The sequence below is a fragment of the Streptomyces lanatus genome, assembly GCF_014655715.1.
GTDB classification, from domain to species: Bacteria; Actinomycetota; Actinomycetes; order Streptomycetales; family Streptomycetaceae; genus Streptomyces; species Streptomyces lanatus.
This window is the reverse complement of sequence record NZ_BNBM01000025.1, coordinates 89,037-102,307: the sequence shown is the minus strand read 5'-3', so window position 1 is coordinate 102,307 and position 13,271 is coordinate 89,037. Positions and strand designations below refer to the sequence as shown.

The following is a 13,271-nucleotide window of genomic DNA, read 5'->3' as shown; positions in this document are numbered from 1 at the left end:
CTACCCGAATGTTTCGATCTCTCAGCCGCGAGGACCCGTCCACCGTCTGTGCCGCAATGATTCACCTTGTACAAGGGGTTGCCACCCTTCGGCAGCTGTCTCTAGGGTGCGGCAGCAACGCAGCTTTCTGGATCAGCTTCGAAACTTTCGAATCATCAAGGAGCGCAAGATGGGCGACCCGGGACTGTCCCGCAGAGGTTTTCTCGCGGCCTCCGCCGCGGCCGGTGTGGGCATGACGGCACTGAGCGGTTGCGGTGGCGACTCGGACGGAGGGTCGTCGGACGGCACGACCACCATCGAGTGGTGGAACATCTCCACCACCGAGCCGACCAAGAGCGTCTGGGCGGCGCTGGCCAAGAAGTTCGAGGCCCAGAACCCCAAGGTCAAGGTGAAGATCGTCCAGCTGGAGAACGACGCCTACAAATCGAAGATGACCGCGCTGACCGCCTCCGGGAAGCTGCCCGACATCTTCCACACCTGGGGCGGCGGCGTCCTCAAGCAGCAGGTCGACGCCGGGCTGGTCGAGGACCTCACGGACCGTACGAAGGATTTCGCCGAGGGCCTGCTGCCGGTAGCGAAGGAGCCGTACCTGCTGGACGAGAAGGTGTACGGCATCCCCTTCGACATCGGCATGATCGGCTTCTGGTACAACAAGGCGCTCTTCAAGGACGCGGGCATCGCCGAACCCCCGACCACCTGGAGCGGCTTCCTCGACGCCGTACGGAAGTTGAAGGCCAAGGGCACCACCCCGCTCGCTCTCGCGGGCAAGGAGAAGTGGCCCGGCATGTACTTCTGGGCCTATCTCTCGATGCGCACCGCCGGCGCCTCCGCCCTCCAGAAGGCGTACGACGACAAGGACTTCACCGGCGACTCGTTCGTCCAGGCCGGACAGCACCTCCAGGAGCTGGTCGACCTCCAGCCGTTCCAGAAGGGCTTCCTCGGCGCCGCCTACTCCAGCCCCACCGGCCAGGCCGCGACCGTCGGCAACGGCAAGGCCGCGATGGAGCTCATGGGCCAGTGGGCCCCGGTCGTCCAGGCCGACGCCGGCAAGGGCCTCGGCGACGACCTCGGCTTCTTCCCGTTCCCCGCGGTCGAGGGCGGCAAGGGCACGATCACCGAGGTGTTCGGCGGGGGCGGCGGACACGCCCTGCGCAGCGGAGCCCCGCAGGAGGCCGTGGACTTCCTGAAGTTCTTCGCCTCCGAGGCCACCGATGTGGAGCTGGTCAAGAAGACCGGCGTCATCCCGGTCGTCCCGGCCGCCGAGAGCGCCCTCACCGACCCCAACATCAAGGCCGTACAGGCCCAGTTGAAGGCCGCCACCGGCTTCCAGCTCTACCTCGACCAGGCCTACGCGCCCGCGGTCGGCCAGGAGGTCAACGACAGCGTCGGCGCGCTCATCGCCGGGTCCAAGTCCCCGCAGCAGGTCGCCGAGTCGATCACGAAGACCGCGAAGGAAGAGCAGTAGCCGGCGATGACCTCCACGTACCTGCCGTCCGCCGACAAGCAGCCCGGCCCCGGCGTCGACCGCCCGCCCCCGTCCGCCGGCGCGGCCCGGGGGCGGGCCCGGCGGCGCCTGCTGCACTGGCTCACCGCGGTCGGCTTCCAGGTGCCCGCCCTGGTGCTGTTCCTCGTCCTGGTGCTGCTGCCGATGCTGTTCGCGCTGTACGCGGCCTTCTTCCGCTGGGGCGGCTTCGGGATGCCGTCCGACTACATCGGCGGCGACAACTTCACCCGGCTCTTCCAGGACCCCGTCTTCCTCGGCGACCTGTGGCGCTGTCTGCTCCTCGTCCTGCTGTCCCTCGCGATCCAGCTGCCGTTCGCGCTCGCCATGGCCGTCCTGCTCAACCAGAAGCTGCGCGGCCGGGCCTTCTACCGGATGCTGTTCTTCGGGCCCTACGTCCTGTCCGAGGCGATCACCGGCGTCCTGTTCGGCATGATCTTCGCCCCGGACGACGGCCTCGCCGACCGGATCCTCGGCGGCATCGGTCTCGACGGGCTCGGCGGCGAGTGGTTCGCCGACCCGTCGAACGTCATGGCCACCCTCTTCCTGGTCATGACCTGGAAGTACTTCGGCTTCCACATGATGCTCTACCTGGCCGGACTCCAGTCCATCCCGGCCGAGTTGACCGAGGCCGCGCTCATCGACGGCGCGAACGCCTGGCAGCGCTTCCGCAGTGTCACCCTGCCCCTGCTCGCGCCCACCCTCAGGATCAGCGTGTTCCTGTCCGTGATCGGGTCGATCCAGCTCTTCGACCTGGTCTGGGTGACCACCGCGGGCGGCCCCGACCATCACTCCGAGACGATGGCCGTGACCATGTTCCAGTACGGCTTCAAGCGCTACCAGGTCGGCTACGCCAGCGCGATCAGCGTGGCCATGTTCGGCATCAGCCTCGTCTTCGCCCTCGCCTACCAGCGGTTCGTGCTCCGCCGCGATCTCCAGGGAGCCACCACCACGATGCGCGGAGGCGCCAAGTGACGGCCAGGTCCGGCAGGAAGAACCTGCCGCTGCATGTGATCCTCGTCGTCGTCGGCGCCGTGATGGTCGTGCCACTGCTGTACGCCGTGCTGTCCGGCTTCAAGTCCACCGACGAGCTGTCCCGCAACCCCGTCGGGCTGCCGGAGTCCTGGGTGGCCGGCAACTACACGGACATCCTCGGCTCCGGGGACTTCTGGCGGCTGATCGGCAACAGCACCCTGATCGCGATCGGTACGACCGTCCTGGTCGTCGCGGTCTCCGCGCTCTCCGCGTTCTCCTTCGCGCGCTTCGCCTTCCGCGGCCGGGAGGGACTGTTCACGCTCTTCACCATGGGGCTGATGTTCCCCTTCGCGGTGGCCGCCCTGCCGCTGTTCCTGCTGCTGCGCTCCATGGGCCTGCTGGACAACCCGCTCGGCGTGATCCTCCCGCAGGCCGCCTTCGGGCTGCCCATGACCATCATCATCCTGCGCGGCTTCTTCCGGGAGATCCCCGGCGAGCTGGAGGAGGCGGCCACGCTCGACGGATGCAGCCCCTTCGGGTTCTTCTGGCGGGTGCTGCTGCCCATGGCACGGCCCGCGCTGGGCACCGTCTCGGTCCTCGCCGTCGTCACCAGCTGGAACAACTTCTTCCTGCCGCTGCTGGTGTTCACCGACTCCACCTGGTGGACCATCCCGATCGGCGTCCAGCAGTTCCAGGGCCAGTACTCCGCGGACTACGCCCGCGTCTTCGCCTACCTCGTGCTGGCCATGGTCCCCGCCCTCGCCTTCTACTCGGTCGCCGAACGCCAGCTCGTCGGCGGCCTCACCGCCGGCGCGACCAAGGGCTAGCACGCGCACAGGCGGACGTACGGCTCACCCACCATCCACCCAGTGAGGAGTCGCACCATGCGCAAGAACCGGCTCAGACTCGTCGGCGCCCTCGCGGCCGCCCTGGTCGCGGTCACCGGCACGCCCGCTCAGGCGGATCACCGGCCACCCACCCTCGCCGACCTCGCCGAGCGCCACGGCCGCTACTTCGGCAGCGCGACCGACAATCCCGAACTCGTCGACGAGCCGTACAAGAAGCTCCTGGGCAGCGAGTTCGACCAGATCACGCCCGGCAACGGCATGAAGTGGTACGCCACCGAACCCCAGCAGGGCGTCTTCGACTTCACCAAGGGCGACGAGATAGTGAACCTCGCCCGCGCCAACCATCAGAAGGTACGCGGCCACACCCTCGTCTGGCACAGCCAACTGCCCGACTGGCTCACGAGCCGGGAGTGGACGGCACCCGAGCTGCGGGCCGTGCTGAAGAAGCACATCCAGACCGAGGTGCGGCACTACCGCGGCAAGATCTACGCCTGGGACGTCGTCAACGAGGCGTTCAACGAGGACGGCACCTACCGCGAGACGGTCTTCTACAAGACGCTCGGCCCCGGCTACATCGCCGACGCCCTGCGCTGGGCCCACCAGGCCGACCCGAAGGCCAGGCTGTACCTGAACGACTACAACGTCGAGGCGACGGGCCCGAAGAGCGACGCCTACTACGAGCTGGCCAAGCAGCTGGAGGCCCAGGGCGTCCCGCTGCACGGCTTCGGCCTCCAGACCCATCTGGCGCTCCAGTACGGATATCCGACCACGCTGGAGGACAACCTCCGCCGCTTCGCCCGGCTCGGCCTCGACACGGCGCTCACCGAGGTCGACGTACGGATGCAGCTGCCCGCCACCGAGGAGAAGCTGGACCAGCAGGCCGACTGGTACCGGGACATGACCGAGGCCTGCCTGGCGGTGCGCCGATGTGTGGGGATCACGGTCTGGGACTACACGGACAAGTACAGCTGGATCCCGGCGTTCTTCCCGGGTGAGGGCGCGGCCCTGCCCTGGGACGAGGAACTGCGGCCGAAGCCCGCCTACTTCGCGCTGCGCCAGGCGCTGAAGTAGGCCGCCCGCGCCAGGTGTCCCGGGCGTCCGTACGAGGGTCGCCCGGGACGCACGGCGCACTACGGTGCGTGAGCGCCCCCGGACACACATCGGGGCCGGCTCGCAGTCAGGGTCTGCGACCGGCCCCTGGGAGTACTCCGGGCGTCCGTCGTGCCGCCCGGTCGTGCAGGGCCTTTCCGCGTCGTGCGCCGGGCGGCGCTACGCGGCGGTCATCACCTTGCCGGCGCCCAGCGGGCGGTGCGGGGCGATGATCTGGCCGTCGGGCAGGAGCTCACCGGTGTCCTCGAAGAGCAGAACGCCGTTGCACAGCAGGCTCCATCCCTGCTCCGGGTGGTGCGCCATGAGGCGGGCGGACTCCCGGTCGGCGGAGTTGGCTTCGGGACACGGTGGCTGGTGCTGGCACATGGATGGTGTCTTTCGCTCTGTCGTGATCTGTGAGATGGCTGGTGTGTCTGTTTCGCGGCGTGAAGCTTCGTTCATGGCCGCCCCCCGTTGTGATAAGTCGGTCGGAACCCAGTGTTGCCCCACGGGCGTCAATCCGCAGGGATTTGGCAGCACCGCTTTCTCACAGGTTGATGACGCTTCACCCGCGTGGATGGTTCATCCCAACTCCACTATCAATTCGGGTGGTTCGCAGTGGTCGGATGGGGCTAGTCCGTGCGGGTCAGGTGCCCTTGGCGGTTCTCAGGGCTCGTTCGAGCGCATTGTCGCTCGGGCGAGCGAATTAGTTTGTCGATGCGGTTTTCTTTTGTCCGTTACGAGACTAATCCCCTCACCGGACACAGGCGTACCCCGCGACCCGGAAAGGGGAGGCGGGGTACGCGGGGGAGTCGGATCAGGCGGGGGAGCCCAGCAGCGGCGGCAGCGGTGGCAGTGAGGTCGGCGCGGCGGGGGTCGCCCGGTGGGTGAGCACCGGGAGCAGTTCGGCGACCCGGTGCGGCACATGGGCGGCGATGCCGGGCGGGGCCGGGGCCAGCGGCACCAGGATGTCGGCGGGATCGGGGTGTCCGGTGGCGCCGTCGGCGGTGCAGTCGCCGTGCAGCCAGAGCGCGAGCATGTACAGGCCCGGGAACGACAGCAGACGTGGCTGGTAGGGCTGGGTGATCGTCTCCGCCTGGCGCAGCGCGCGCTCGGTCGAGTCGATGTACGGCCCCTCGAAGAAGTGCGAGAACGCCCAGCCGTCCGGGGTCAGCCGGGTCTCGGCCGCGGCCACCGCGCGTTCCCCGCACCGGATCAGGAAGCGCCAGCCGGCCAGCCGGGTCGCGGACACGCCCGCCGGGGTGAACTCGTCCAGGACATGGACGGGCAGCGGGAGTTCGGGTGTGGCGGGCCCCTGGGCGGCGCGCAGCGTGGGCGTTCGGGCCTCGCGGACCGCGGTGGGCGAGCCGAGTGCGGTGAGGACGGAGCGAAGTGCGGGCGCGGGAGCCGGGGGGACATGCAGCGGCATGATGGGTCGCCTCTCATTCGACAGGCATGGCGCGAGGGCGGGGCGGGGGCGGACGGCGCTGTCTGCTCACGAAGGTCAGAGAGGCGGGGGCCGGGGTCTGGGAGCCAAGGGGGATGGGTGAGGCCTGCCGCACGTCACGTGGACGGCAGGTCCGGGACCGCGGGCGCCAACCCTCTGCCTTGATTGCGGAGTTTATACGACGGGGGTTCCGACGGTGTTTCGTCTAACCGCTTTCGGTGCACTCGGCAAGGAGTCATTCGGCCGGTGATATGCGGGAATCATCCCGATTTCCTGGCGGCGTCGCGGCGATGACCTCGGGAAATGCCTTCGGCGCGGTCGGCCAATTGTCGTCGGCGTTTTTCACGAGTTGGCGCGGCGTCCGAAACTGCACAGTGCTCCATGCCCGCTGAATGTGCCACCGGTCACATCCATCAGAGTAGCGGGCGCCGGGTTCGCGCGGGACGTTATCGATCGCCTCGGCTGGGCATCATCCAACCTGACCCGGGAGACCGGGCGGCCGGATCCAGGGCAGGACCTGGGGGCCCGCCCATCCGAGGAGGGACGCTTCGATGGGGGAGAAGGTCGTGGCAGGTCGGTTCGATCTGTCCGATCGGCAGCACTACCGCGAGAAGCTGCGGCGGTGCCTGACGGGCCTGGAGCGGCTGCTGGCTCAGAAGCGGTTCGATCGCCCCAAGAACCTCATGGGGCTGGAGATCGAATTGAACATCACCGGCGCCGACGGCATGCCGAAAATGTTGAATGCGCAGGTACTGGAGCGTATCGCCAGCCGTGATTTCCAAACAGAACTGGCCATGTTCAATCTGGAAGTCAACATAGCCCCACACCGCTTGCAGAGCCGGGTATTCGACCAGCTGGCCGAGGAACTCCGTACGTCACTGGCATATGCCGACCGAAAAGCCGGTGAGGTCGACGCGGGAATCGTGATGATCGGCATTCTGCCGACGCTCGACCGCGACGACCTGGTCTCCTCCAACCTCTCCGACGTGGACCGCTACGCCCTGCTCAACGATCAGATCGTGGCGGCCCGCGGCGAGGACTTCATGCTCGACATCGACGGGGTCGAGCGTCTGACGTGCACGTCGAAGTCGATCGCCCCCGAGGCAGCCTGCACCTCCGTACAACTGCACCTCCAGGTCACCCCCGGCCGCTTCGCCGACGTCTGGAACGCCGCCCAGGCCGTCGCCGCTGCCCAGGTCGCCGTGGGCGCCAACTCACCCTTCCTGTTCGGGCGTGAGCTGTGGCGCGAGTCCCGCCCGCCGCTGTTCCAGCAGTCCACCGACACCCGCCCGCCCGAGCTCCAGGCCCAGGGCGTACGGCCGCGCACCTGGTTCGGGGAGCGCTGGGTCACCTCGGCGTACGACCTATTCGAGGAGAACCTGCGCTATTTCCCGGCCCTGCTGCCGATCTGCGACGACGAGGACCCCCTCGACGTCCTCGACTCCGGCGGTGTGCCGACCCTCGCCGAACTTGTCCTGCACAACGGCACCGTGTACCGCTGGAACCGCCCGGTCTACGGCATCGCCGACGGCGTCCCGCACCTCCGCGTGGAGAACCGCGTGCTGCCGGCCGGACCCACCGTCACGGACGTCATCGCCAACGCGGCCTTCTACTACGGCGTCGTCCGCGCCCTCGCCGAGGAGACCCGGCCCGTGTGGACCCGGATGCCCTTCGAGGCGGCGGCCGCCAACTTCGACGCGGCGTGCAGGGACGGCATCGACGCGCGTATGCGCTGGCCCCGGCGCGGCCGGTACGGAGGCCTCGCGGAGGTCGACGCGGTGAGCCTCGTACGCGACGAACTGCTGCCGCTCGCGGAAGCGGGCCTGGACGCCTGGGGCGTGGAGCCGGCCGACCGGGACCTCTACCTCGGCGTCATCGAGGAGCGGTGCCGCAGGCGCATGAACGGCGCGTCCTGGCAGGCGGCCACCTTCCACCAGGCACTGGAGTCGGGCCTCTCCAGGGACGCGGCCCTGGCGGCGACGACACGCCGTTACCGCGAGCTGATGCATCAGGGGGACCCGGTGCACACATGGCCGGTGGGGTTGCCGACGCCGGTGGCGCTGAGGTGAGGGTTGCCGGTGCTGCCCCTCAGCCGCGCAGAAGAGCGTTGAGGCGGGCCGCCTGACGGGTCAGATAGTCCCGCTCGGCGAGATTCGACGCCCTGCCGGCCGCCTCGGTGTACAGCCGGGCCGCCGTCTTCGGATCGCCGTCGCGCTCGTGGAGATAGGCCGCCGCCGCGGTGTGGCGGGGCAGGGTGTCGTCCAGCTCCGCGAGTGCCGCAAGGCCGGCGCGCGGGCCGTCCGCCTCACCCACGGCCACCGCGCGGTTGAGCCGGACGACCGGGCTGTCGGTGAGGCGAGTGAGCTCGTCGTACCACTCGACGATCTGCACCCAGTCGGTCTCCTCGGCGGTGGGCGCGTCGGCGTGGAGGGCGGCGATGGCGGCCTGCGCCTGGAACTCGCCCAGCCGGTCGCGGGCGAGGGCCGCTTGAAGGATCCCGATGCCCTCGGCGATCGACTTCGTGTCCCAGCGGCGCCGGTCCTGCTCGGCGAGCGGGACCAGGCTGCCGTCCGGCGCGGTGCGGGAGGCCCGCCGGGCGTGATGGAGCAGCATCAGGGCGAGCAGACCCGACACCTCGGGGTGGTCGATCGCGGCTGCCAGCTGCCGGGTGAGCCGGATGGCCTCGGCGGACAGGTCGACATCGCCGGAGTAGCCCTCGTTGAAGACCAGGTACAGCACGCGCAGCACGGTGGCGACATCGCCGGGCCGGTCGAACCGCACGGTGGAGACGGTGCGCTTGGCGCGGCTGATGCGCTGCGCCATGGTCGCCTCCGGCACCAGATACGCCCGCGCGATCTGACGGGTGGTGAGACCGCCGACCGCGCGCAGCGTGAGCGCGACCGCGGACGACGGCGTGAGGGACGGGTGGGCACAGAGGAAGTAGAGCTGGAGCGTGTCGTCCGCCGAGGGCGCGGGGCCCGGCGGCGGCTCCTCCTCCACGAGGTCCTCACGCCGGCGGCGCGCGGTGTCCGCCCGGGTCGCGTCGAGGAACTTGCGCCAGGCGACGGTGATCAGCCAGCCCTTCGGGTCGCGCGGCGGATCGTCCGGCCAGCCGCGGACCGCCTCGACCAGCGCGTCCTGCACGGCGTCCTCGGCCGCCGCGAAGTCGGCTCCGCGGCGGACGAGGACGGTGAGCACACTCGGTGTGAGGCCTCTGAGCAAGGCCTCATCCATGGCCGAGGCACTCCTCGCCGGAGGGATGCGCGGTCAGGAACGGGCGCAGCTCCAGCCACTCGTGGATCGGCTTCCCGCCCGCACCCGGCGCGGCCGACAGCTCCCCGGCCAGCTCGACGGCACGCTCATGGCTGTCGACGTCGATCACCATCCAGCCGGCGATGAGGTCCTTGGTCTCGGCGAACGGCCCGTCCGTGACCGGCGGGCGCCCCTCACCGTCGTACCGGACCCACGACCCCTCGGGAGCGAGCGCCTGACCTTCGACGAACTCGCCGGTCTTCTCCAGCCGGGCCGCGAAGTCGTTCATGTACTGCACATGCGCGGAGATCTCCTCCGGCGTCCACTGGTCCATCGGCACGTCGTTCACGGCCGACGGGGCGCCGCGGTAGTGCTTCAGCAGCAGGTACTTGGCCATCGTGATCTCTCCTCGATGCTGGTGCGACCCATTGTCGTCGCGTTCACCACGGGGACGGAGCGGGACATGGGTTCTCGACATCGCCGTACGGAATTGCCCGAAGATTTTTTCCGGTGGGCCGGCTCAGCCCTGTCCGTCCCGTGAAGCCGCCTCCACGATCGCCTTGAGGATCACCGACTGGATCTGCGCCGGGTCGCTCACCTCCTGGCCCGAGCCGCCCGTGGCCCCGGCGATACGGTTCGCCTCCTCGCGGTCGGCGTCCGGGCCTACGGCGATCATGATGAGGGGCACCGGCCGCTCGGGGTTGGTGAGGCGCTCCAGCTGGGCGATGAGGTCGGCGCGCGAGACGCTGCCCGGGTCCTCGTTCCGGCCGTCGGTGAGGATGACCAGTGCGTTGAACTTGCCCTCGGCGTAGGAGCCGGTCGCCGCCTTGTATGCGGCGAGCGTCGTGTCGTACAGCCCCGTCGCACCGTCCGGTACCGGCGCCAGATCGCCGAACGCCGCCGACAGCCGGTCGCGCTGGGTGCCCGTGCCCTTGGCGTTGCCGAGCCGCTCGGTCGGCACCAGGACGCGGTAGTCCTTGCCGCCGTCGAGCTTGGTGGAGAAGTCCCACAGGCCGATCTCGTCCTCGGCCGTGAACGTGGCGAGGGCCTGCTGGAGCGCCGCCTTGGTGACGTCCATCCGCGATCGCCCGTTGCCCGGCACCGGCTCGGACATGGAGGCGGAGGCGTCCACCACCGTGGTGATCCGCGCGCTCTGCACGGTGATCGTCCATACGCCGAGGGTCTCCTGCAGCGCGGTCGCCGAGGCGGGCCGGGCCGCGGGCTCCTTGTACGGCTGCGGACCGCTGCCCCCGGCCTTCGCGACCAGCGCGTCCGGGACCGCGTCGTCGGAGGTGCGGAAGCCGTACCGCTCCAGCAGCCGCCGCTGCGGGGCATCGCTGAGATAGCTCATGAAGCGGATCGCGGCCCGGCTCTCGTCGGTGGTCAGCCCGGTCTGGTCGAGGAGGGCGTACGGGTAGTCGAGCCGGGGCGAGCCGTCCTTCGGATAGAAGAAGTCCAGGCCGGCGCCGCCGTCCGCCGCGGAGTTGTACATGTACGCCGTCTGCTCGCTGACGACCAGCGCCTGATTGCGCTTCGGATTGCCCTGCTCGGTGCCGGACGAGTCGCGCGGCAGCGTCTCCAGGACCTGGCCGTCGCTGTCGGAGACACGCTGCGACAGCGCCTTCATCATCGCCGCGGCCTGTGTGTCCCCGCCCTCGGCCCCGGCGGCGGCCGTGCTCAGCCGGGTCAGGGCGAGCAGCCCGGTCGCGCTGCGCGCGGGATCGGCCGCACCGAGCCGCAGCGAGTCGTCGCCCAGCGCGGCGCCGGCCAGCTCCAGCCAGCCGTACGTCTTCTTGGGCCAGCCCAGCGACTTCGCGGCGGTCGGCACCATCCCGACCCCGACCGGGGTGGAGGCGACATGGCCCACCGTGGACACGTCGGCCGTGCCGCCGTTCGCCGTGAGCCGCTGCAGCCACACCTCCGAGTCCGGAACCCACACCTCGGCGCCCGGGTCCTTGCCCGCGAGCAGCGTGTCCGTGACCTTGTACGGCTCGCGCGGGCTCACCGTCACGGCGACGCACCGCCCGTCGGAGGTGAGGTCGGCCTCCCGGGCCCGCTTCGCCGCGCTCTCCAGGGCGGGGGCCATGTCGGGGGAGACGGCCAGGGTCAGCCGTACCGGATCGTCCTGGCAGGAGGTGCCGAACGAGAGCAGTCCGCCTCTGACCGCGGCGGCCGTACCACCGGCGACGGCCAGGACGAGGGCCGTCGCGATGGCGACCGTACGGCGTCGCGCCCGTCGACGGGGGTCGCTGACGCCCGCCCCATACTGATCGGGCAAGCTGTGACGTCCCATGTCGGTCGTGCCCCTCCCTGTCGCCGTGCTGAACCACACGCCGGATTCCGGCCGTATGGCAGGCAGAGGGGCGGCACGCCCCGTACGGCGCCCGTCCCCCCAACGGCCTGTCGCGCACGGTCTTCGTAACTGCTTTCGAGACCCTAGCGGGGCGACGATGAGGATGAGGCGGGATTACTCAACTGGAGGCAGGAGTGCAGGGCGAGGCAGGCCCCATGGCCGATTCTTTTCCTCATGAGCGGCCCTCGCGACGGATTTTCCGTGATGAGACGCTGCTCGTTCTGGGGCTTTCGCTCGGTGCGAGCGGTGTGTCCGCCCTGATCAGTTTTGTCGGCTCCGTCACCAAACCGGGTGGCCTCAAGGACCAGGCCGCCACTCTCAACGCCTCTGCCGCGCCGGGTCGCCCCTGGCTGGATCTCGCCTGGCAGCTCTTCGGGATCACCACCGCGCTGATCCCTGTGGCCCTGGTCGCGCACTTCCTGATGCGCGAGGGGCAGAGCCTGCGCACCCTCGGCTTCGACCGCACCCGCCCCTGGCCCGACCTCGGCCGGGGCGCGGCGATCGCGGCGGTGATCGGCAGCACCGGGATCGCCTTCTACCTGGCCGCACGCGGACTCGGCTTCAACCTCACCGTGGTGCCGGAGGCGCTGCCCGAGGTGTGGTGGAAGTACCCCGTACTGATCCTCTCGGCGCTGCAGAACGCGATCCTCGAAGAGGTCATCGTCGTCGGCTATCTGCTGCGCCGCTTGGGCCAGTTGGGCTGGACGCCCGGCACCGCGCTGGTGGCCAGTTCCGTACTGCGCGGCTCGTACCACCTCTACCAGGGCATCGGGGGCTTCCTCGGCAACATGGCGATGGGCGTGGTGTTCGTGTACCTCTACCGGCGATGGGGTCGGGTGGGGCCGCTGGTGGTGGCGCATTCCCTGCTGGACATAGGGGCGTTCGTCGGTTACGCGCTGCTCGCGGGGAAGGTGGGATGGCTGCCGACGGCGTGAGGGGTGTCCTGCCGGTTACGCGATCAGCTCGCCCTCGATGGCGGTCACGGCGCGCCCGGTCAGCAGCGTGCGGTCGCCGCGCAGCTCCGTGCGGACGCGGCCGGAGCGGCGGGAGGCCTGGAGGCCGGTGAGCTCCGCCCGGCCGAGGCGCTCGGACCAGAAGGGGGCGAGGGCCGTGTGGGCACTGCCCGTGACGGGATCCTCGTCGATACCGACGTTCGGGAAGAAGCAGCGGGAGACGAAGTCGTAGCCACGCGTGGGGTCCTCGGCGCGGGCGGTGGCGATGATGCCGCGCTGTGAGTAGGCGCCGAGGGACTTCAGGTCGGGGCGCAGACCGAGGACCGTCTTCTCGTCGGGGAGTTCGAGGAGCAGGTCGCCGATGTTCGGGCCGGTGTCGAGGACGGCGAGGGGCTCGGCACCCAGTGCCTCGGCGACGCCGTCGGGGGCGGTGACGGGAGTGAGCGGGGCGGTCGGGAAGTCGAGGGTGATCGACCCGTCCTCGCGGGGCGTCGCGACGAGCACGCCGCTGAGGGTGGCGAACCGTACGAGCCCCTCGTGAGCGCCCGTGCTGTGCAGTACGTGGGCCGTGGCGAGGGTGGCGTGACCGCACATCGCCACCTCCGTGACCGGTGTGAACCACCGCAGCGCCCAGTCGGCCTCGCTGCCCTCGGGCAACGGGTGCGCGAACGCCGTCTCGGCGTGATTGACCTCCATGGCCACGTTCTGGAGCCAGGCGTCCTCGGGGAACCCGCTCTCTTCGAGCAGCAGGACCCCGGCCGGGTTGCCGGTGAAGGGACGGTCGGCGAAGGCGTCGACGATTCGAATCCGCATGTCGCCGACCGTAGGGGCCGCGGGGAGGGGGCGGCCAAGG

General features: G+C 69.9%; 12 protein-coding genes. 6 read left to right on the top strand and 6 right to left on the bottom strand.

What is annotated here, in order from left to right; genetic code table 11:
- Window positions 1-169: 169 nt before the first annotated feature.
- The 4 genes from IE325_RS42330 to IE325_RS42315 are packed head-to-tail and all read left to right on the top strand — an operon-like array spanning window position 170 to window position 4,395.
- Window positions 170-1,465, top strand: coding sequence for an extracellular solute-binding protein (locus IE325_RS42330; protein ID WP_190075530.1), 1,296 nt, complete (start codon window positions 170-172; stop codon window positions 1,463-1,465).
- Between the two features lie 6 nt (window positions 1,466-1,471).
- Window positions 1,472-2,476 (top strand): carbohydrate ABC transporter permease, encoded by a 1,005-nt coding sequence (locus IE325_RS42325; RefSeq protein WP_190075529.1) that lies wholly within the window; start codon window positions 1,472-1,474, stop codon window positions 2,474-2,476.
- Window positions 2,473-3,303: a carbohydrate ABC transporter permease gene (locus IE325_RS42320; protein ID WP_190075528.1), complete on the top strand. Its 831-nt coding sequence runs from the start codon at window positions 2,473-2,475 to the stop codon at window positions 3,301-3,303. The genes IE325_RS42325 and IE325_RS42320 overlap by 4 nt, the downstream gene beginning before the upstream one ends.
- Window positions 3,304-3,360: 57 nt before the next feature.
- Window positions 3,361-4,395 (top strand): endo-1,4-beta-xylanase, encoded by a 1,035-nt coding sequence (locus IE325_RS42315; RefSeq protein WP_190075527.1) that lies wholly within the window; start codon window positions 3,361-3,363, stop codon window positions 4,393-4,395.
- A 198-nt stretch (window positions 4,396-4,593) separates the two neighbouring features.
- Here the strand turns inward: IE325_RS42315 and IE325_RS42310 are convergent, their stop codons facing one another.
- Window positions 4,594-4,800, bottom strand: a complete 207-nt coding sequence (locus IE325_RS42310) for a DUF5999 family protein (protein ID WP_190075526.1) — start codon at window positions 4,798-4,800, stop codon at window positions 4,594-4,596.
- 430 nt (window positions 4,801-5,230) lie between these two features.
- The gene (locus IE325_RS42305; protein ID WP_190075525.1) at window positions 5,231-5,842 is read right to left on the bottom strand and encodes a hypothetical protein; all 612 of its coding nucleotides are present in this window, start codon (window positions 5,840-5,842) and stop codon (window positions 5,231-5,233) included.
- A 569-nt stretch (window positions 5,843-6,411) separates the two neighbouring features.
- Between IE325_RS42305 and IE325_RS42300 the strand changes: the two genes are divergently transcribed.
- Window positions 6,412-7,929: a glutamate-cysteine ligase family protein gene (locus IE325_RS42300; protein ID WP_190075524.1), complete on the top strand. Its 1,518-nt coding sequence runs from the start codon at window positions 6,412-6,414 to the stop codon at window positions 7,927-7,929.
- A gap of 19 nt (window positions 7,930-7,948) precedes the next feature.
- On the opposite strand, the gene IE325_RS42295 is transcribed toward IE325_RS42300, so the two are convergent.
- The 3 genes from IE325_RS42295 to IE325_RS42285 all read right to left on the bottom strand — a co-directional run bounded on the left by IE325_RS42295 (window position 7,949) and on the right by IE325_RS42285 (window position 11,405).
- Window positions 7,949-9,094 carry an RNA polymerase sigma factor gene (locus IE325_RS42295; protein ID WP_190075523.1) on the bottom strand — a complete coding sequence of 382 codons (1,146 nt, stop codon included), beginning with the start codon at window positions 9,092-9,094 and terminating at the stop codon, window positions 7,949-7,951.
- A complete protein-coding gene (locus IE325_RS42290) occupies window positions 9,087-9,509 on the bottom strand; it encodes a YciI family protein (RefSeq protein ID WP_190075522.1) in 423 nt (140 codons plus the stop codon). The genes IE325_RS42295 and IE325_RS42290 overlap by 8 nt, the downstream gene beginning before the upstream one ends.
- A 123-nt stretch (window positions 9,510-9,632) precedes the next feature.
- Window positions 9,633-11,405 (bottom strand): substrate-binding and VWA domain-containing protein, encoded by a 1,773-nt coding sequence (locus IE325_RS42285; protein WP_190075521.1) that lies wholly within the window; start codon window positions 11,403-11,405, stop codon window positions 9,633-9,635.
- 215 nt (window positions 11,406-11,620) lie between these two features.
- On the opposite strand from IE325_RS42285, the gene IE325_RS42280 reads away from it, so the two are divergent.
- On the top strand, window positions 11,621-12,400 hold the full coding sequence (locus IE325_RS42280; protein WP_308437712.1) for a CPBP family intramembrane glutamic endopeptidase: 780 nt from the start codon (window positions 11,621-11,623) through the stop codon (window positions 12,398-12,400).
- 15 nt (window positions 12,401-12,415) lie between these two features.
- On the opposite strand, the gene IE325_RS42275 is transcribed toward IE325_RS42280, so the two are convergent.
- Window positions 12,416-13,231, bottom strand: coding sequence for a PhzF family phenazine biosynthesis protein (locus IE325_RS42275; protein WP_190075519.1), 816 nt, complete (start codon window positions 13,229-13,231; stop codon window positions 12,416-12,418).
- Between the last annotated feature and the right edge of the window lie 40 nt (window positions 13,232-13,271).